The organism is Streptomyces sp. cg40 (genome assembly GCF_050320165.1).
Classification (GTDB): domain Bacteria; phylum Actinomycetota; class Actinomycetes; order Streptomycetales; family Streptomycetaceae; genus Streptomyces; species Streptomyces hokutonensis.
In genome coordinates, this window is sequence record NZ_CP190128.1 from 4,367,966 (window position 1) to 4,387,187 (window position 19,222).

General features: G+C 71.6%; 17 protein-coding genes. 9 read left to right on the plus strand and 8 right to left on the minus strand.

Going from position 1 to position 19,222, the window contains the following annotated elements; all coding sequences use genetic code 11:
• Window positions 1–41: 41 nt before the first annotated feature.
• A complete protein-coding gene (locus ACQHII_RS19215; RefSeq protein ID WP_427920452.1) occupies window positions 42–1,181 on the minus strand; it encodes an ATP-binding protein in 1,140 nt (379 codons plus the stop codon).
• A gap of 133 nt (window positions 1,182–1,314) precedes the next feature.
• Between ACQHII_RS19215 and ACQHII_RS19220 the strand changes: the two genes are divergently transcribed.
• Both ACQHII_RS19220 and ACQHII_RS19225 read left to right on the plus strand, forming a co-directional pair.
• Window positions 1,315–2,667, plus strand: a complete 1,353-nt coding sequence (locus ACQHII_RS19220; protein WP_427920453.1) for an SWIM zinc finger family protein — start codon at window positions 1,315–1,317, stop codon at window positions 2,665–2,667.
• A 67-nt stretch (window positions 2,668–2,734) separates the two neighbouring features.
• Window positions 2,735–4,339, plus strand: a complete 1,605-nt coding sequence (locus ACQHII_RS19225; RefSeq protein WP_427920454.1) for a DUF5691 domain-containing protein — start codon at window positions 2,735–2,737, stop codon at window positions 4,337–4,339.
• 86 nt (window positions 4,340–4,425) lie between these two features.
• Here ACQHII_RS19225 and ACQHII_RS19230 read toward each other — a convergent pair whose 3' ends face one another.
• Window positions 4,426–4,842, minus strand: coding sequence for a cobalamin B12-binding domain-containing protein (locus ACQHII_RS19230; protein ID WP_427920455.1), 417 nt, complete (start codon window positions 4,840–4,842; stop codon window positions 4,426–4,428).
• Between the two features lie 400 nt (window positions 4,843–5,242).
• On the opposite strand from ACQHII_RS19230, the gene ACQHII_RS19235 reads away from it, so the two are divergent.
• Window positions 5,243–6,109, plus strand: a complete 867-nt coding sequence (locus ACQHII_RS19235) for an esterase/lipase family protein (protein WP_427920456.1) — start codon at window positions 5,243–5,245, stop codon at window positions 6,107–6,109.
• A gap of 30 nt (window positions 6,110–6,139) precedes the next feature.
• Here ACQHII_RS19235 and ACQHII_RS19240 read toward each other — a convergent pair whose 3' ends face one another.
• Complete coding sequence (locus ACQHII_RS19240; protein ID WP_427920457.1) at window positions 6,140–6,343, minus strand: hypothetical protein; 204 nt, start codon at window positions 6,341–6,343, stop codon at window positions 6,140–6,142.
• A gap of 328 nt (window positions 6,344–6,671) precedes the next feature.
• Here ACQHII_RS19240 and ACQHII_RS19245 point away from each other — a divergent pair, with 328 nt between their 5' ends.
• Window positions 6,672–8,204: a M23 family metallopeptidase gene (locus ACQHII_RS19245; RefSeq protein ID WP_427925356.1), complete on the plus strand. Its 1,533-nt coding sequence runs from the start codon at window positions 6,672–6,674 to the stop codon at window positions 8,202–8,204.
• A gap of 12 nt (window positions 8,205–8,216) precedes the next feature.
• On the opposite strand, the gene pcrA is transcribed toward ACQHII_RS19245, so the two are convergent.
• Window positions 8,217–10,718 carry a DNA helicase PcrA gene (gene pcrA / locus ACQHII_RS19250; protein WP_427920458.1) on the minus strand — a complete coding sequence of 834 codons (2,502 nt, stop codon included), beginning with the start codon at window positions 10,716–10,718 and terminating at the stop codon, window positions 8,217–8,219.
• A 232-nt stretch (window positions 10,719–10,950) separates the two neighbouring features.
• Between pcrA and ACQHII_RS19255 the strand changes: the two genes are divergently transcribed.
• Both ACQHII_RS19255 and ACQHII_RS19260 read left to right on the plus strand, forming a co-directional pair.
• On the plus strand, window positions 10,951–11,760 hold the full coding sequence (locus ACQHII_RS19255) for a C40 family peptidase (RefSeq protein ID WP_427920459.1): 810 nt from the start codon (window positions 10,951–10,953) through the stop codon (window positions 11,758–11,760).
• A gap of 108 nt (window positions 11,761–11,868) precedes the next feature.
• On the plus strand, window positions 11,869–12,858 hold the full coding sequence (locus ACQHII_RS19260) for a tellurite resistance/C4-dicarboxylate transporter family protein (RefSeq protein WP_427920460.1): 990 nt from the start codon (window positions 11,869–11,871) through the stop codon (window positions 12,856–12,858).
• Here ACQHII_RS19260 and ACQHII_RS19265 read toward each other — a convergent pair.
• The gene (locus ACQHII_RS19265; RefSeq protein ID WP_427920461.1) at window positions 12,836–13,189 is read right to left on the minus strand and encodes a hypothetical protein; all 354 of its coding nucleotides are present in this window, start codon (window positions 13,187–13,189) and stop codon (window positions 12,836–12,838) included. The two genes, ACQHII_RS19260 and ACQHII_RS19265, sit on opposite strands and share 23 nt — an antisense overlap.
• Window positions 13,190–13,604: 415 nt before the next feature.
• Between ACQHII_RS19265 and ACQHII_RS19270 the strand changes: the two genes are divergently transcribed.
• Entirely contained in the window at window positions 13,605–14,681 is a 1,077-nt protein-coding gene (locus tag ACQHII_RS19270) for an NlpC/P60 family protein (RefSeq protein ID WP_427920462.1), read from the plus strand.
• Between the two features lie 62 nt (window positions 14,682–14,743).
• Here the strand turns inward: ACQHII_RS19270 and ACQHII_RS19275 are convergent, their stop codons facing one another.
• Window positions 14,744–15,451, minus strand: a complete 708-nt coding sequence (locus tag ACQHII_RS19275) for a LuxR C-terminal-related transcriptional regulator (protein WP_427920463.1) — start codon at window positions 15,449–15,451, stop codon at window positions 14,744–14,746.
• Window positions 15,448–16,740: a PspC domain-containing protein gene (locus ACQHII_RS19280; protein WP_427920464.1), complete on the minus strand. Its 1,293-nt coding sequence runs from the start codon at window positions 16,738–16,740 to the stop codon at window positions 15,448–15,450. The genes ACQHII_RS19275 and ACQHII_RS19280 overlap by 4 nt, the downstream gene beginning before the upstream one ends.
• Before the next feature lie 221 nt (window positions 16,741–16,961).
• Here ACQHII_RS19280 and ACQHII_RS19285 point away from each other — a divergent pair, with 221 nt between their 5' ends.
• Window positions 16,962–18,398 (plus strand): PspC domain-containing protein, encoded by a 1,437-nt coding sequence (locus tag ACQHII_RS19285; RefSeq protein WP_427920465.1) that lies wholly within the window; start codon window positions 16,962–16,964, stop codon window positions 18,396–18,398.
• The gene (locus tag ACQHII_RS19290) at window positions 18,385–18,627 is read left to right on the plus strand and encodes a hypothetical protein (protein WP_427920466.1); all 243 of its coding nucleotides are present in this window, start codon (window positions 18,385–18,387) and stop codon (window positions 18,625–18,627) included. The genes ACQHII_RS19285 and ACQHII_RS19290 overlap by 14 nt, the downstream gene beginning before the upstream one ends.
• Before the next feature lie 7 nt (window positions 18,628–18,634).
• On the opposite strand, the gene ACQHII_RS19295 is transcribed toward ACQHII_RS19290, so the two are convergent.
• Entirely contained in the window at window positions 18,635–19,165 is a 531-nt protein-coding gene (locus ACQHII_RS19295; protein WP_026178244.1) for a DoxX family protein, read from the minus strand.
• Between the last annotated feature and the right edge of the window lie 57 nt (window positions 19,166–19,222).

Genomic DNA, 19,222 nt, shown 5'->3' on the forward strand with positions numbered 1-19,222 from the left:
ACTCCACGCGGTGTCGTCGTCGGCCAGTCCCCTGGACTCGCTCACGCGCTCACCTCCCGGCAGGCCCGGTAGAAGTCCTTCCAGCCGTCACGCTCCCGGACGACCGCTTCCAGGTACTCCTGCCAGATGACCCGGTCGGCGGCCGGGTCGCGGACGACGGCGCCGAGGATGCCCGCGGCGACATCGCTCGGCCGCAGCAGTCCGTCACCGAAGTGGGCCGCCAGGGCAAGGCCGTTGGTGACGACGGAGATCGCCTCGGCCGTGGACAGCGTGCCGCTGGGCGACTTCAGCTTCGTCCGCCCGTCCGCCGTGATCCCGTCGCGCAGCTCGCGGAAGACGGTCACCACCCGGCGGATCTCGTCGACGCCCTCCGGCACCGCCGGCAGATCGAGCGAGCGGCCGATCTGGTCGACGCGGCGGGCGACGATGTCGACCTCGGCGTCCGCGCTCTCCGGCAACGGCAGCGCCACCGTGTTGAAACGGCGGCGCAGGGCGCTGGAGAGGTCGTTGACGCCGCGGTCGCGGTCGTTCGCCGTGGCGATCAGGTTGAAGCCGCGGACGGCCTGCACCTCCCCTCCCAACTCCGGTATGGGCAGCGTCTTCTCCGACAGGATGGTGATCAGCGAGTCCTGTACGTCGGCGGGGATACGGGTCAGTTCCTCGACCCGCGCGGTCATCCCCTCCGCCATGGCCCGCATGACGGGGCTGGGCACCAGGGCGTCGCGGCTCGGGCCGTTGGCGAGCAGCTGCGCGTAGTTCCAGCCGTAGCGGATCGCCTCCTCCGGGGTGCCGGCGGTGCCCTGGACGAGCAGGGTCGAGTCGCCGCTGACCGCCGCCGCGAGGTGTTCGGACACCCAGGTCTTGGCGGTGCCGGGCACGCCGAGCAGGAGCAGGGCGCGGTCGGTGGCGAGGGTGGTGACGGCGACCTCGACGATGCGGCGCGGGCCGACGTACTTCGGCGTGATCACCGTGCCGTCCGGCAGGATGCCGCCGAGCAGGTAGGTGGCGACCGCCCACGGCGACATCTTCCAGCGGGCCGGGCGCGGCCGGTCGTCCTGTGCGGCGAGCGCCGCGAGCTCGTCGGCGAAGGCGTCCTCGGCATGCGGACGCAGTGCCTCCGGCCGCTCGGCCGGCTGCTGCTCACTCGCCTGCGCGTTGATGGGTTCTGCGGACACAGTCATGGCTGAGGCCCCCTCCAGCTCGGCCGGTTCGGATCTGGTGTCCACCGTGCACCACGCCACTGACAATGCGATCTGACCTGCGGAAATGTCGGAGCCAGGCCGATTGTCAGTGCCGGGATCTACCTTCGATGTCATGACTCAGCAGGGGGTGCGCTGGACGGCTGACCAGGTGCTGGCACTGGCGCCTGACGCAGCGTCACGCAAGGCGGGAAGCAAGCTCGGGGCGGCGGGGCCGTGGTCCGAGGCGGGGAGTTCTGACGAGGGGACGGTGTGGGGGCTGTGCAAGGGCAGCGGCAGCAAGCCGTATCAGACGGTCGTCGACATCGCGGACACCGCGGGTCCGGCGTACAAGTGCAGTTGTCCGAGCCGCAAGTTCCCGTGCAAGCACGCGCTGGGACTGCTGCTGTTGTGGGCGGGCGAGGACGCCGCGGTGCCGGCCGGGCAGGCGCCGGACTGGGCCGAGCAGTGGCTGGCGGGGCGGCGGAAGCGGACGGAGGAGAAACGGGCGGCGGACGCGTCCGGTTCCCCAACCGCCGCTGATCCGGAGGCGGCGCGGCGCAGGGCGGAGCGCCGGGCCGAGCGGATCACCGCGGGCGCGGGCGAGTTGGAGCAGCGGCTGACGGACCTGCTGCGCACCGGGCTGGCCTCGGCGGAGCAGGCGGGGTACGGGGTGTGGGAGGAGACCGCGGCCCGCATGGTCGACGCGCAGGCGCCCGGACTGGCCGCGCGGGCAAGGGAGTTGGGGGCGATCCCGTCCTCGGGGTCCGGCTGGCCGGTGCGGCTGCTGGAGGAGTGCGCGCTGCTCCACCTCCTCGACCGGGCCTGGCTGCGCCGCGAGCGGCTGCCCGACGGCCTGGCGGCGACGGTCCGTTCCCGCATCGGCCTGCCCGGATCGGCGGACGGCCCGCCGGTGCGCGACAGTTGGCTGGTCCTCGCCCAGTACGACACGGCGGACGCGAAGCTGACCACGCGCCGCATATGGCTGCACGGCACGGCGTCGGACCGCACGAGCCTGCTGCTCTCGTACGGCGCGGCGGGCCGCGCTCCGGAGCTCGCGCTGCCCGTCGGGCTGGCCCTGGAGGCGGAGGTGTCCGCTTTCCCCGGCGCCGGGCAGCTCCGGGCGGCCCTGGGCGAGCAGTTCGCGCCGCCCGGGCCGACGACGGCACGGCCGCGAGGCGTGACGACGGAGCAGGCCGCCGTCCGCTACGGGGAGGCGCTGCGGGACGACCCGTGGCTGGACGCGGTCCCGGTGACCCTGGACCGGGTGGTGCCGACCCCGGACGGCGACTCCTGGCAACTGGCCGACGCCGACACCGAGTCGGCACTCCCTCTCACCCCCACCGCCCGCTCCCGGCCCGGCCTGTGGCGGCTCGTCGCGCTCTCCGGCGGCGCCCCGGTCAAGGTCTTCGGCGAGCTGGGCCACCGGGGCTTCACCCCGCTCACGGCCTGGCCGGAGGCGACGGGAGAGCCGGTGTCCCTGTGCTGAGCACATCCATCGAATCGACGGTGTCGCCGTGCCGACCGCACGCACCAACCCGACGGAAAGGCACCGCATGAACAGCACCTCCGCCTCGGGCGACTGGGAGGACCTCGTCACCACGGCGCTCCTCGGCACGGACCGCCGTACGCCTCCGTGGTGCGCGCCGGGCCAGGACGCCCCCGTGGCGCTGCTGGACGCGGCGGCCGTGGAGACCGTACGGCGGCGGGCGGGGCTCCGTCCGGCGCGGGCGGCCGAGCGGCCGGAGCCGGCCGTGCCCGACCCACGTCCGGCGCTGCCCGTGGCGGCGGCCCGCAGACTGGTGATGCTCCTGACCGACCGTCCTGGTACGGGTGGCGGGGGACGCCGGGGTACCTCGCCCGATCTCATGGAGTTGCTGCCCCAGTGGCTCGCGGCGGCCAACGCGCGCGGTTTCGGCGCGCCCGTCCAGGTGCTGCCCGCGCTGCTGGACGCGGCCCGGGGGCGTACGGATCTGCGGCCTGCGGCACTGGAGTTCGCGGGCCCGCGCGCGTTGTGGCTGGCCCGGCTGAACCCTGACTGGCGGTTCGCGCTGCGCGCCACCCCGGGCGGCGGCACGGCCCTGCCGGACCTCGACGACCCGGGCCAGGTCCAACAGCTGTGGCAGGAAGGGCTGTTCGCCGAGCGGGTCGCCCTGCTCGCGGCGATACGGGCTCAACGACCCGTGGTCGCACGGGAATTGCTCGTCACCACCTGGGCGACGGAGCGGGCGGAGGACCGGCTGATGTTCCTCGACTCGCTGCGGACGGGACTCACGGCCGAGGACGAACCCTTCCTGGAGCAGGCGTTGGCCGACCGGAGCCGCAATGTGCGGGCCACGGCGGCGGAGTTGCTGTCGGCGCTCCCGGACTCGGCGCTCGCCGCGCGGATGGCGGTCCGGGCCGCGGCCTGCGTCGCGGTGGACCGTACGCGTGACGAACCCGGCCTGGTCGTCGAGGCGCCGCACGAGTGCGACCCGGGCATGGAGCGGGACGGTGTGGTCGCCAAGGCTCCGGCGGGACGCGGTGAACGGTCGTGGTGGCTGGGCCAGTTGGTGGAGGCGACGCCCCTCGGGACCTGGGAGCGGCGGCTGGGCGGCCGTACGCCCCGGGAGATCGTGGCACTCGCGGTGGCCGACGACTGGCGGAGCGAACTGCACGCCGCGTGGTGCCGGGCGGCGGTGCGGCAGCGGAACGCGGAGTGGTCCCGGGCGCTGCTCGGTTCGCCGTCGGCGCCCGAGGCGGGCGGGCCGGGGGCGGTGTCGCTCGCCGAGCGCGCCAAGCTGCTCAGCACGCTGGGCGGGGGCGAACGGGCCGAGTGGGTGGCCGGGTTCATCGCGGCGCAGGGGTTGTCCGAGGCGTTTCAGTTGCTCGGGGTGTGTGCGGTGCCGTGGGCCGCGCCGCTGGGGCGGGCCGTGGTGGACTCGCTCAACATCGCGCGGGACGCGGGGAGTTACCCATGGAGTTTCAGTGGGGTGATGGGACTGGCCGAGCGGTGTCTCGACCCGGCCGAGGCGAGCCGGCTCGACGGGTTGCTGGCGGTGCCGGACGAGTCGGAGGACGCGGCGCCGGGAGCGGGGGGTTACTGGGCGGAGGCGTTCCAGCGGCTGGTGACGACGTTGCGGTTGCGGGCGGCGATGGCGCGGGAGCTGGAGGGGCCGTAGAAGCTGCGGGGGTTGGAGGCGCCGTAGAAGCTCGGGGGCGACGAAACGACCGGCGCCGAGACGCGGGCCCCCGCTCGCCGTCGGCCCTACGCCCCGGCCGGTTGCCGCACGTTCTCCCGTACCCAGTCGACGATGGACTGCGTGGTCGCCCCGGGGGTGAAGATCTCCGCGACGCCCTTCTCCTTGAGGGGGCCGATGTCCGCCTCGGGAATGATCCCGCCGCCGAAGACGAGGATGTCCTCCGCCTCGCGCTGCTTCAGCAGGTCGATCACGGCGGCGAAGAGCGTGTTGTGGGCGCCGGAGAGGATGGAGAGGCCGATCGCGTCGGCGTCCTCCTGGATCGCGGTGTCGACGATCTGCTCGGGGGTCTGGTGGAGGCCGGTGTAGATGACCTCCATACCGGCGTCGCGCAGCGCCCGCGCGATCACCTTGGCGCCGCGGTCATGGCCGTCGAGCCCCGGCTTGGCCACCACCACGCGGATCGGACCGGCTGCCACACCCATCACTGCCTCCATGAAGCGACTGCGTTCGCCCCTACCGACGGGTACCGCGGCACCCGCTCCGGCGCGGGGAGTGAACGAACGTTATCTCCAGCATCCCGCAACCGGCAGTTTCGCGGCGGATACCGAGGGGGAAATCACACGATGGGACACGTTCACCGCGCAGCGTTCCAGCGGGAACAAGCGCAACGGGAGCCGCAACGAGGTCGCCGCACCACCGCGCCGCAGGCCGCGCGCCGTGGTGGTGCGGTGCATCGGCGCAGGCACGAAGGGCACGCAGGGCAGGTGCGCCACGCCCGCCCGCGCGTACCCCTCGCGCACCGTCGGTGGTCCTCGCGGTGGCCTCCCACGAGGGCACACGGGGGACGGAGCTGTCGTTCCGTGTGCCGACAGGAGGTCGGCCATGAAGGTCACCAGGGCGGTGCAGCCCTTTCTCCCCCTCTGTCAGCGTCTTCTGCCCAGCAGGCTGGCGGGGCTCTCCATGACCCTCCTCAAAGCGACGGCCCTCGAGATCGCGATCCTCGCGGGCCATCTGCTCCTCTATCCGTCGGGCATCACCCAGGAACGCAGGCTGCCGCGTCCTCCGGCCCCCTCCCCGGAGGACGCGGCACCGCTGCCGACCGAGGCAAAGCCCCCGGTGGTGCTGTTGCACGGGTTCATCGACAACCGCTCGGTGTTCGTGCTGCTGCGCCGGACCCTGGCCCAGCACGGCCGACGGCCGGTCGAATCACTCAACTACTCGCCGCTGACCTGCGACATCCGTACGGCGGCCGAGCTGCTCGGCCGGCATATCGAGGAGATCTGCGAGCGCACGGGCAGTGAGCAGGTGGACGTCGTCGGGCACAGTCTCGGCGGGCTGATCGCCCGCTACTACGTGCAGCGGCTCGGCGGTGACCTGCGGGTCCGCACGCTGGTGACGCTCGGGACCCCGCACTCCGGCACCGCCGTGGTCCCGCTGGCCAACGCCCATCCGATCGTCCGCCAGATGCGGCCCGGCTCGGCGGTGATCGAGGAACTGGGCCTGCCCGCCCCCGGCTGCCGCACGCACTTCGTCAGCTTCTGGAGCGACCTCGACCACCTGATGGAGCCACTGGAGACCGCCCGCATCGACCACCCCGACCTGATCGCGGAGAACGTGCAGGTCAGCGGCATCGGCCACCTCGCGCTCCCCGTACACCCGGCCGTCGCGTCGGGCATCCGCCAGGCCCTCGACACGCCACGGCCGCAGGCACCGGCCGCCACTCGCCGGGGCGGCCTGACGGTGGCCTGACCGGCGCCGCGCTTCAACGGCGCGCGACTCCTACTGGTAGCAAGGATTCCCGCACCGAACGCTGACGGTGCCGGCCTCCCCGGCCGGGACCACCGCCGCACCCCGCTCCGGGGCGGGCCGGTGCGCCCGGCTGGTCTCCCACGGCGCGGGGGCGGCCGATGCCGCCGGACCCACGAGGCCGACCGTCGCCGCGGCCAGTACGACAGCGATCCCCGCACGCTTCCACACCCTCATGACGCTCTCCCCACGTCGAATGCCGTCGGCCGCAGTCAACGCGCCCGGCCTCCGGCGCGGGAAGCATTTCCATGCCCTTCGAAGCGTCCGCACAGGGCGCCTACAGCGCCTGAACAGTCTCTGACCTCGAACGCTATTCGAACGCCAGGCCAAACCCGTGCCCGCCGTCCCCCGAAACACGGCCGAATGCCCGTTTCCGGCGGACGCGAAACCAGAGGAAGATTGTCGGGCCCGCGTACTGCCGGGTACAGTCGCCGCACTGCTCTGGCAGCCCCTGTTGTCGAGGCGAATAGAGAAGTTGGTGAACGACCGTCACCCGTCGGGGATCATGACCACCCCGGCTCCGGCTTCCGATGCCACCTCGGCGCAGTACGCGTCGTACGGCGGGCAGGACGCTCAGTACGGTGACTTCACCACGTACGGCGACTACTCCGCCACGGGTTTCCACCCGGGCGCGGACAGCGGGCACAGCACCGCGAGCTTCGCGACCGACCCCCTCTTCGGCGACATGCAGAGCCACGACACCGGCTCGCACGCCACCGGCGCCTACGACTCCTCGGCCTGGTCCACGGGCGGTCAGCACACCCTGAACTACGACCCGTACGCGGCCCAGCACCACGCCGCCTACAACGATACGGGCGCCTACGAGACCACCGCCTGGTCGGCCGACTACCAGCAGCTGTCCGCCATCCCGCCGCAGGCCACCGGCCCCGACTACAGCGGCCAGTGGGATGCCAACGCCTGGCTCCAACCCGACCAGTCGGCCCATTCCGCCGCCCCCGCCGACCAGACCCAGCACTGGGAATGGGGCACGCAGGCCTTCGACACGGGCGCCTACGACGCAACGCAGTGGAACGCCGACGGCAGCCCCGCCGACGCGACCACCGCCTTCGAGCAGCCGTCGTACGACGGGACGCACGAGGGCACGTACGACGGGACACACGGGGACTCGTACGACGAACCCGCCCCGGACGGCGGCGAGTTGACCGCCACCGGTGAGATGCCGACCCTCGACGGGGCCGAGCAGGACCGGGACGGATCCGAGGCACAGCCGGAACTCCTCGAAGACCAGGAGGAGTTCACCCCGGCCCCGGCGACCGCCTCGCGGGCCGCGGGCCGTGGCGGGAGCCGTTCGCGGCGCCGTACGCCTCCGAAGCGGTCCAAGCTGATGACGATCGCCGTGCCGTCCGCGTGTGTGATGGGGGTGGCGGGGATCGCCGCCGCGTCCGTCGGCACACTGACCGGCGGCAGCGACTCGACGGCGTCCGCCTCCGACGCGACCTCGGTGAAGCCGTCCGTGGCGAACAACAAGCTGGACGCGCAGATCAAGAGCCTCTCGGCCGGCGCCGACGACTTCGCCGACCGGGCCAGCCGTACGCAGGAACGTATCGACCTCAAGGCCCAGCAGGAGGCCGAGAAGAAGAAGGCGGCGGCGGAGGCGGCCCGCAAGGAGCGGCTGCGCCCCAAGTACGTGCTGCCGGTGACGCAGAAGGGGCTCAGCGCCTACTTCGGCCAGGCCGGCGTCAACTGGATGTCCGTGCACACGGGCATCGACTTCCCCGTCTCGTACGGCACGACGGTGATGGCCGCGACCGACGGCGTCGTCAGCACGAAGTGGAACAGCGCCTACGGCAACATGCTGATCCTCACGGAGAAGGACGGCACGCAGACCTGGTACTGCCACCTCTCCAGCTACCGCGTTCCCTCGGGGACGACGGTGAAGGCCGGCGACCCGATCGCGTATTCCGGGAACTCCGGCAACTCGACCGGCCCGCACCTGCACTTCGAGGTGCGCCCGGCGGGCGGAGCGGCGATCGACCCGCTCCCGTGGCTTCGCAGCCACGGGCTCGACCCGACGTAACTCCCGCTCCCCCTACAGCTTTTCGACCGGCGCGTACCGCAGGAGCAGGCGCTTCGGCTTGGCCTCTCCGAAGTCGACCGTCGCCTCCGCGTTCGCCCCCGTGCCCTTCACTCCGACGACCGTGCCGAGGCCGAACTGGTCGTGGGTGACCCGGTCTCCGACGGCCAGGGACACGACCGGCTTCTCCGAGGTCCTGCGGGTGGCGAAGCCCGAGGCGCCCGAGGCCGACGAACGCGAACGGGTCGAGGACAGCGAGGCCGCGATGCCCGAGGCCGGACCCGTGGACGGCGGGGCCGCCATGGCGCCGGTCCGCTTCCACTCCACGTGCGCCGCCGGGATCTCCTCCAGGAAACGGGAGGGCGGGTTGTAGGACGGCTGACCCCAGGCGCTGCGCAGCGACGAGCGGGTGAGGTACAGGCGTTCCCGCGCGCGGGTGATGCCCACGTACGCGAGACGCCGCTCCTCCTCAAGCTCCTTGGTCTGGCCGAGGGCGCGCATGTGCGGGAAGACGCCGTCCTCCATGCCGGTGAGGAAGACGACCGGGAACTCAAGTCCCTTGGCGGTGTGGAGAGTCATGAGCGTGATGACTCCGGAGCCGTCCTCGTCCTCGTCGGGGATCTGGTCGGAGTCGGCGACCAGGGCCACCCGCTCCAGGAAGGCGGCGAGGCCGACAGGCGTCTCGCTCTCGCCGTCGCCCGCGGTGTTCTCCTGCTCGAATTCCAGGGCCACGGCGGCGAGTTCCTGGAGGTTCTCGATGCGGGTCTCGTCCTGCGGGTCGGTGGAGGCCTGCAACTCGGCGAGATAGCCGGTGCGTTCGAGGATCGCCTCCAGGACCGTCGCCGGTCCGGCGCCGGACTCGACGATCGTACGGAGGTCCTCCATCAGCGTGTTGAACTTCTTGACCGCGTTCGTCGACCGCGCGGCCATGCCGTAGGCCTCGTCGACGCGCTTCAGCGCCTGCGGGAAGCTGATCCTCTCGCGCTGCGAGAGGGCGTCGATCATCGCCTCGGCGCGCTCGCCGATGCCGCGCTTGGGGACGTTGAGGATGCGGCGCAGCGGGACCGTGTCCTCCGGGTTGGCCAGGACGCGGAGGTAGGCCAGGACGTCCCGGACCTCCTTGCGCTCGTAGAAGCGGACGCCGCCGACGACCTTGTAGGGCAGGCCGACGCGGATGAAGATCTCCTCGAAGACACGGGACTGGGCGTTCGTCCGGTAGAAGACGGCGACGTCCGAGGCCTTGGCCTCGCCCGCGTCGGTGAGACGGTCTATCTCCTCGGCGACGAACTGCGCCTCGTCGTGCTCGGTGTCGGCGACATAGCCGGTGATCTGCGCACCCGCGCCCGCGTTGGTCCACAGGTTCTTGGGGCGGCGGGACTCGTTGCGCTCGATGACCGCGTTGGCGGCGGAGAGGATCGTCTGGGTGGAGCGGTAGTTCTGCTCCAGGAGGATCGTCGTCGCGTTCGGGTAGTCCTCCTCGAACTGGAGGATGTTGCGGATCGTCGCGCCCCGGAAGGCGTAGATCGACTGGTCGGCGTCGCCCACGACGCACAACTCGGCGGGCGGCAGGTCGTGTTCGCCCGGCGGTACGTCCTCGTCGTGCGCGCCGGTGCCGACGAGTTCCCGTACGAGCGCGTACTGCGCGTGGTTGGTGTCCTGGTACTCGTCGACCATGACGTGCCGGAAGCGGCGGCGGTAGTGCTCGGCGACGTCGGGGAAGGCGCGGAGCAGGTTGACCGTGGTCATGATCAGGTCGTCGAAGTCGAGGGCGTTGGCCTCGCGCAGCCGCGACTGGTACATGGCGTAGGCCTGGGCGAGGGTCTTCTCGAATCCGTCGGCGGCCTGTGCGGCGAAGTCCTCCTCGTCGATCAGCTCGTTCTTCAGATTCGAGATCTTGGCGCTGAAGGACTTCGGAGGGAACTTCTTGGGGTCGAGGTCCAGGTCGCGGCAGACCAGGGCCATCAGGCGCTTGGAGTCGGCGGCGTCGTAGATCGAGAACGAGGAGGTGAAGCCGAGCTTCTTCGACTCGCGGCGCAGGATGCGCACGCACGCGCTGTGGAAGGTCATCACCCACATCGCGTTGGCGCGCGGGCCGACGAGCTGTTCGACGCGCTCCTTCATCTCGCCCGCGGCCTTGTTGGTGAAGGTGATCGCGAGGATCTGGCCCGGGTGCACATGGCGCTCGCCGAGGAGGTGGGCGATGCGGTGGGTGAGCACGCGAGTCTTGCCGGAGCCCGCGCCGGCCACGATGAGCAGCGGGGTGCCGGAGTGAACGACGGCCGCGCGCTGGTTCTCGTTCAGCCCGTCCAGGAGGGCTGCCGGGTCGACCGCCGGGCGCGGGGCGCCGTCCCGGTAGTAGGCGTCCCTGCTCGCGAGCACGTCGAACTTCCCGCCGAACAGGTCGTCCGGAACCGGCTCCGGTCCGTGCTCGTCCTCGGGTGGTGGCGGGGGCTCTTCTTCGTGGGCCCGAGGGGCCTTGAGATCCGCCAGGAAGCTGTCGTCAAAGAGGCTGCTCATCGCCCTCCGAGTTTAGGGCGCCCCACTGACAACCGGCCGCCACCCCGGGAACTGGGGAAAATTTACGGTCCAGAACCGGTCGATAACGATCAGCGACGGCCAGACCCATACATGACCGAGTTCACACAAACGTAGCGGGCATATCGGCCATCGACCTTCACACAAGCCACACAAGTTGGTTAGCGTGCGATCAAGCTCCCCGGCCCCACCGACTTCGGAAGGAGTCGCCCCCTTGGCGTCGTCGCACCGCAAGCCGCGTTCCGCGGGCTCGCGCATCGCAGGCATATGGACCCCCGCCGCCGACGGCGACCCGCGCCTCGGAGAGGTCGAGCAGAAGGTCGACGACCTCTACCGGCGGGCGGATTCGGCGACCGGGAGAACCGACACGGCCAAGCGCATGCCGAAGATCAACTCCCTGCGGAAAAAGCCGAGTTCCTTCACCGCCACCCCGCACGACCACTACGACCAGGCCCAGTTGATGAGCCGGCTGGCCGCCCGTCGCCAGAACGCGGTCGCCGCGCACCTCACGGAGCGGTCCACACCGACGGAGAAGCGCCTCCAGGTCCCCGACGGGACGCAGAGCGACCCGAGAACGGCCAAGGCCGCCGTCCAGCACAAGCTCTCCACCGCACGCGCGCTGTTGTCGCGGTCGGCCGCGCGGCAGCAGCGCCAAGAGGCGGCAGCGGCACTCGCACGGCAGGCCGTCGCCTTCGCCCGCGCCCAGGTCGGCAAGCCCTACGTCGTGGGCGCCGCGGGCCCCGGCTCGTACGACTGCTCGGGCCTCGCCCAGGCCGCCTGGAAGGCCGCCGGAGTCACCCTCCCGCGCGCGACCACCGCCCAGGCGAACGCCGGCACGCCGGTCCCCCTGGCCGACGCCCGACCCGGCGACCTGATCTTCTTCCACGACGACGCCGGCCATGTCGGCGTCTACGCGGGCGACGGCCTGATGATCCACGCCCCGAAGCCCGGCACCTGCGTCCGCGAGGAGTCGATCCACTACGGGGACACGTCGATCATCCACAGCGTGGTGCGTCCGGCCTGAGCGGCGTCCGGGGTGTTTTTGACGGCCACGCACGCGTGCAGGTGTTTTTGACGTCCACGCGCGCGTGGCCCGCTGTCGGCGCCGGGGCGGCTCCCTAGCATCGGAATCATGTCCGGTACCGGTATCTCCCGCTTCCGCGCCTGGTGGGCGCAGCGTCCGCCGGCGGCCGGGGCCGTCGTGATGGCGACCGGCATCGTGTCGGTCGGCCTGCATCTCACCGGGTACGAGGTGCTGTCCCGTATCGCCTTCGCGCTGGCCTGCGCCTTCTGGCTGGGGCTGGCCGCCGACTTCGCCGTACGGCTGCTGCGAGACCGGCGGAGGTGGCTCACGGAGGCGGGGACGCCGGGTGCGCTGACCGCCGTCGCCGCGACCGCCGTACTCGGAACGCGGTTCTCGATCGCGGGCTGGCAGACCGTCGCTGAGGCACTGCTCGCGCTCGCCGTGGTGCTGTGGCCGGGGCTGCTCGTGCGGGTCCTGGGGAACTGGCACGGGCGGATGCCCGGGACGGTGTTCCTCGGCTGTGTGGCCACGCAGTCGCTGGCCGTGCTGGGGGCCACGATCGCCGCGGCCGAGTCGGTGGCCTGGCTCGCGCACACGGCGCTGGCGCTGTTCTGGTTCGGGCTGGTCCTCTACGGGTTCGCGCTGGCCCGTTTCGAGTGGCGGCAGGTGATCATCGGGGCCGGTGACCACTGGATCGTCGGCGGCGCGCTCGCCGTCTCGGCGCTGGCCGGGTCGAAGCTGATCGCCGCCGACAGCGCCCGCCTGTATCTCTGGAACTCCGACGACCGGGGCGTCCTGCGGGCCGTGACCGTGGCGCTGCTGGTGCTCGACGTGGCCTGGTGCGTGGTCCTGCTGGCCGCCGAGATCGTCTGGCCCCGACCGCGCTACGACGTGCGCCGCTGGTCGACGGTGTTCCCGCTCGGGATGACGGCGGCGACCACGCTGTCCGTGGGCACCGCCGTGGACGTCTCGTGGCTCAGGACGCCCGGGCAGGTGGTGCTGTGGATCGCGGTGGCGGCCTGGCTGGTGGTGGCCGCGGGGACGGTCCGGTTCTACCTCGCCGGCACGTCCGGGGTCACGTCCACAGGACCGCGATGAAGATGTTGACCATGGTGAGGCCGCCGACCAGCGCGAACTGGTTCCTGTCGACCGTCTCCTCGTCCCGCTTCACATAGACGAGTCCCAGGATCACGACCAGCAGCGCGAGCTTGATGCCGATCTTGATGTTGTTGACGTGCTGATCGTCGGCCTGGTTGAGGCCGACCAGGATCGCGCCGGTGACCAGCATGGTCAGCGCGCCGTGCAGCATGCCGGGGACGAAGCGGGCCGTGCCCTGGCCCATCGCCTTCAGCTGGGTGAGGAAACCGCCGAGCAGCGCGGCGATGCCGATGATGTGCAGGCCGACGAAGAGATGGATGAGTACGTCCATGGTTCCGGAGCCTATGCAGGGGCTCGGAGCCGGCCGACACCGGGCCGCCCTGTCGCTCACACGACCTTGCATATATGCGGCCCATAGCACTGGGTCACCTACCGCCGCGCGGGAACCGCCGCATCGGTCAGCGCGCCGCGTGAAGGCGGTGGCGCCGGACCGGAATCACAGTCATTCGACGTAAAAAGCCGATCACCTCATGCCATTTCCGTACATGCGTTACCGGGCCGTCATCTTCAGGTTTAGCGTCCTCCACCAGGTGACCGGCTCCCCACCGCCGCCCGGACCAGGGGCGGCCGTCGGACACCACCGCCGAGAAGGTCCGGCGGCGGCCCGCTCCCCCTGTGCGGGCCGCCGCCGGACGCGCAAACCGCCCGCTCCCCCTGGCGGTCGTACGAAAGGACGTGCAGTCCACGTGGCAGCGCACCGCAAGCCCCGACAGCGCTCGCTCAGCGGCCATACGGCCCGCACCGCCGCCACGATCGCCCTCGCGGGCGCGGCGACGGCGACCGGCTTCGACGGGACCTCGCACGCCGAGCCGCAGCTGACACCGACACAGGTCAAGGCCAAGGTGGACAAGCTGTACCAGGAGGCGGAGGTCGCCACCGAGAAGTACGACGGTGCGAAGGAGAAGGCGGACGCGGCCGAGAAGCAGCTCAACACCCTGCGGGACGAGGCGGCGCGCAAGACGGAGAAGCTCAACTCGGCGCGGGACTCACTGGGTTACGTCGCCGCCGCCCAGTACCGCAGCGGCGGCATGGACCCCGCGGTGCAGCTCATGCTCTCGGACGACCCCGAACAGTATCTGGACGGCGCCGAGTTCGCCGACCGGGTGGGCCACCGCCAGACGGCCGCCGTCGCTCTCGTACGGCAGCAGCTGCGGGAGATCGAGCAGTTGCGCGGCGCCGCGCACATCGAGCTGACCTCGCTGAAGTCGCGGCAGGCGGAGCTCGGCAGGCAGAAGAAGACGATCAACGGCAAGCTGGACCAGGCGCGGCGACTGCTCTCCGCGTTGCCGCCGCAGCAGCGGACCCAGGTCGAGCAGACCGCCGGCACCTCGGAGCGCGCGTCCCGGTCGGCGACCACGGCACGGGACGGGCTGCACGCGCCCGGCTCCTCCGCGGCCACGGCCGATGCCCCCAACTCCCGCGCGGCGGCGGCCGTTTCCTACGCCTACCAGAAGCTCGGCAGCCCCTACGTCTGGGGCGCGACCGGCCCCAACGCCTTCGACTGCTCGGGCCTGGTCCAGGCCGCCTACAACTCCGCCGGAGTCTCCCTGCCCCGCACGACCTACGCCCAGATCAACGCCGGCCAGCGGGTCTCCCGGGACGAACTACGCCCCGGCGACCTGGTGTTCTTCTACTCGGGCATCAGCCACGTCGGCATCTACGTCGGCGACGGCCAGATGATCCACGCCCCGAACCCGAGCGCTCCGGTACGGCTGGCGCCGATCGACCAGATGCCGTTCGCGGGGGCGACGCGGGTGGTGTGACGCCCGATCCCCGCCAGCCCCCGGCCGCGCCCGACGCTCCCCCAGGTGAACTCCCTTACGGGTCACACCAGTCGGCGTGCCGTGGCCCAGCGGGTCAGTTCGTGCCGGTTCGACAGCTGGAGCTTGCGCAGCACCGCCGAGACATGGGACTCGACCGTCTTCACCGAGATGAACAGCTGCTTGGCGATCTCCTTGTAGGCGTAGCCGCGGGCGATCAGGCGCAGGACCTCGCGCTCGCGCTGGGTGAGGCGGTCGAGGTCCTCGTCGACCGGCGGGGCGTCGGTCGACGCGAAGGCGTCGAGGACGAAGCCGGCGAGGCGGGGCGAGAAGACCGCGTCGCCCTCCTGGACCCGGAAGACGGAGTTGACGAGGTCGGTGCCGGTGATCGTCTTGGTGACGTAGCCGCGCGCACCGCCGCGGATCACCCCGATCACGTCCTCCGCCGCGTCCGACACGGACAGCGCCAGGAAGCGGACGGGCTGCTCGGCGTCGCTCATCAACGGGGCGCAGCGGCGCAGGACTTCGACCCCTCCGCCGCCCGGCAGATGGACGTCCAGGAGGACCACCTCGGGGCGGGTCGCGGTGATGACCGTGACCGCCTGGTCGACGTCCGCGGCCTCGCCGACCACCTCGACGCCGGTCTCCTCGGTCCGGCCGATCTCCGCCTGGACCCCCGTACGGAACATGCGGTGGTCGTCGACGAGGACCACCCGCACGTGTCGCCCGCCGGTCGGTTCCGCAGGCTCGTTCGTCTCGGTCGCGTCGCTCATGACGTCTTCTCCACCCTCTCCATCTCCAGCTCGACCTCGGTACCGCCGTCCGGCACCGCGCGCAGCCGTGCCGTACCGCCGTGTCGCTCCATACGGCCGATGATCGATTCTCTGACGCCCATGCGGTCGGCGGGTATCGAGTCGAGGTCGAAGCCCGGTCCGCGGTCCCGGACGGACACGAAGACCTTCTTCCCCTCCACCTCGGCATAGACCTGCACGGCGCCGCCCTCGCCACCGTACTTGGCCGCGTTCACCATCGCCTCGCGCGCGGCCTGCATCTGGGCACCGATTCTCTCGTCGAGCGGGCAGTCCCCGACGATGACGACCTCTATGGGGACGCCGTGCTTGTCCTCAACCTCGGCCGCACTGCGCCGCACCGCCTCGGCGAGGGTGTCGGGTTCGTCGGCCTCGTCCTTGCCGGTGCCCTCCGGTTTGTAGAGCCAGGCGCGCAGATCGCGCTCCTGGGCGCGGGCCAGGCGGCGCACCTCGTTCGGACTGTCCGCGTTGCGCTGGATCAGGGTCAGGGTGTGCAGCACGGAGTCGTGGACATGGGCGGCGACCTCGGCGCGCTCCTGGGCGCGGATGCGCATCAGGCGCTCCTCGGAGAGGTCCTGGGTCATCCGCACGAGGTACGGGCCGGCGAGCAGGGTGATGCCGACTAGGACCGCGAGGGCGGCCTGGAGCACCGAACCGAGGTGGGCTGCGGAGCCCTGAAGCACGAAGATCGCGGTGGCACCGGCGGTCACCAGCAGGACACCGCCGCCCGCGCGCAGCAGGCTGAGCGTACGGCGCCGCCCGCCGACCTCGGCCCAGCGGGCGCGGCGGGCGTTGTCCGCCTGGCGCCAGACGAGGGCGACGCCCGCGCCGACGAGGACGACCGGGAAGAGATAGGCCTTGGCGCCGTCGCCCAGATTCACATTGCCGACGAAGACGAGCGCCACGACGACCATGAGGAGCAGGGCGACGATCTGGCCCTTGTCCGGCTTGCGGGCGACGAGTCTGCGGCGGCCGTCCGGCGAGGTCTCGGTGGAGACGAGCGACGGGGGCCGCTGACCGGCGACGCCGCCGACGCCGAGCGGCACGAAGAACCAGAACGAGGCGTACAGCAGCGCGCCGAGGCCGTCCGCGAGGAACAGGCCCACGAACACCAGCCGCACCCAGATCACCGGCAGGCCCAGATGCCCGGCGAGCCCCCGCGCCACACCACCGAGCCAGCGTCCGTCGCTGCTGCGGTAGAGCTTGCGCGGCGGCCGCGGGTCCTCGACTGGCACTGCTGCGGCTTCCGGCATGCCACCGATGTTCACACGCTCCGCCGCCCAGGGCATCAGGGTCGGCCCCGGAGACTCCCCTGATCTTCGGAAACGCCTTGGCTCAGGGGCCTTTCGCGGTGTCGGAGCCGGTGTCGGGGTTGGTGTCGAACACTCCCCCGGTCCCCGTCAGGGCGGATTTCAGGGTTCGGCCAGGGTCGTCCCGACTGCCATCGGCGCCTCGCGGCGGGCAGCATGGACGCATGACAGATCACGAGCACGCCGCGACGGGTCAGGGACCCGGCTCCGGCCCCGGCCCGGCAGCGGGCGGCGGGCGGCGGGACGCCGTGCCCGCAGCGGGTGCCGCGTCCTCGCCGGGCGCCGCGTCGTCGGGTGCCGCGCCCGGCGACACCCTCACCGCCGCGCCTCCGCACCGGTTCCGGCGGGACCGGCGGACCAAGGTGCTCGCGGGCGTGTGCGCGGGGCTCGGGCGGCAGTGCGACATGGACCCGGTGATCTTCCGCATCACCCTCGCGGTGCTCTCGGCGACGGGCGGCATCGGCCTCATCTTCTACGGCTTCGCCTGGCTCTTCGTCCCCTATGACGACGAGGAGGAGAACGAGGTCCGCAAGCTCTTCACCGGCCGCGTCGACGGCCAGGCCCTGGCGGCCGTGCTGTTCGCGCTGGTCGGCTGCGGTGTGTTCCTGTCGATGCTGAGCAACGCCAGCGTGCTCACCTTCGCCGTCGTCCTCTCCCTCCTGCTGGCGGGCGCGGGGTACTGGTCGCAGCAGCGCGGCGCCCCCGACCCCGATCCGCTGGCCGCGCAGGCCGTCGCCGACGCCCCGCCTGAGGCCCAGGCACCGCCGGTGCCCGCCGCCTACCCCTCCTGGTGGCGCGACCCGATCGTCAAGGACGGCACCCATGTCGGTGGCACCGGCTATCTGTGGGGCCCCGGCGACTCCCGCGCCCGCGACATCACGGACGCGATCCACATCAGCCTCGGCCCCTCGTACCCGCACTGGCCGCAGGATCTGCGGCCGCCGCGTCCGCCCGCCCCGAAGCCGCGCGGCCCGCGCTGGATCGGCGGCTGGGTCTTCCTGCTCGCCCTGTTCGCCGGTGCCCTCGGCACCGCCGCGCGCTGGGACGACCAGGCGCTCGGCACCAGCCTGCAGATGGGTCTGGCCTGCGCGCTCGTCGTCTTCGGCCTCGGGATAGCGGTCAGCTCCTTCCTGGGGCGTACGGGGGCGGGCTCGGTGTTCCTCGCGATCGTCACGGCCGGCCTGCTCGCCGCCTCGGCGGCCCTGCCCAAGGACCTCACCACCCACTGGGAACGCCTCACCTGGCAGCCGACGACGGTGGCCCAGGTACAGCAGAACTACGACCTGGGGAACGGCGTGGGCACCCTCGACCTGACCCGGCTGCGGCTGGCCAAGGGGCAGACGGTGGCGACGTACGCCCAGGTGGGCATCGGGCAGTTGAAGGTGATCGTGCCGTCGGACGTGACGGTGAAGCTGAGTGTGGACGTGGGCGTCGGGGACATCCAGTTGCCCGGTGACGACAAGAAGGACGTGGACGTGGAACCGGGCAAGCACAAGCAGGTCACTCTGACCCCGGAGACGGGCGTGAAGAGCACCGGCACGCTGGACCTGGACCTCCGGGTCGACGTCGGACAGGCGGAGGTCAGCCGTGCTGCGTCATGAGTTCCAGCCGGGGAAGCTGGTCGTCGGTCTCTTCCTCGTCGCCGCGGGCGTGGCCTACGCCGGGGACGCGGGCGGGCTGTGGGTGACCGAGTGGTTCGCGGCGATCCCCCTGGTCGTCGCCGGCCTGGTGCTGGCCGGTGTGGTGGCGGGCATCAACGGGGCGGTCCGCAGACGACGCAGGGCCGGCCGTACGAGCACGGCCGACCCCGGTCCTGAGATATCCGGCTGAGGGCCGACTACCGGTAGCCACCCGTCCGTTGCCTTCGCCTCGCGCGTAGTGCCGAGTCCAGGGAGAACACGGAGGCGCCGGCGAGGACGAGGGGCAGCCAGGCCATCAGGTAGGCGAGGTCGTTGCCGTAGTAGTACGGGTCGGACTGCCAGCTGATGGTCAGCCACAGGCTGAGGGAGATCAGCGCGCCGCCGAGTGCGGCGATGCGGGCCAGCAGGCCGATCAACGTGCCGATTCCGACGGCGAGTTCACCGAAGGCGATGGCGTAGCCGAAGCCGACCGGGCTCTTCAGGGAGAGGTCGACCAGGGCCGGAATGGCGGACGAGTCGCGCACCGCCCGCATCGTCTCGCCGACCGACCCCGCGCCGGAGGCCTTCATGAAGGCGCTGTCGGTGAGTTTGTCGAGGCCCGCGTAGATGAAGGTGACGCCCAGGAAGACGCGCAGTGGGAGGAGGGCGTACCGGGTGGCGGTGTCGCGCCAGCTCCGGTCGCCGTCGAGGTACGGGGTTTGCGTATCCATTCGAGTGCCGTGAGTCATCGCCCTTAGCCGCCTCTCGCCCGCCGTTGACCCCTCAACAGACCATACGTACGAAAA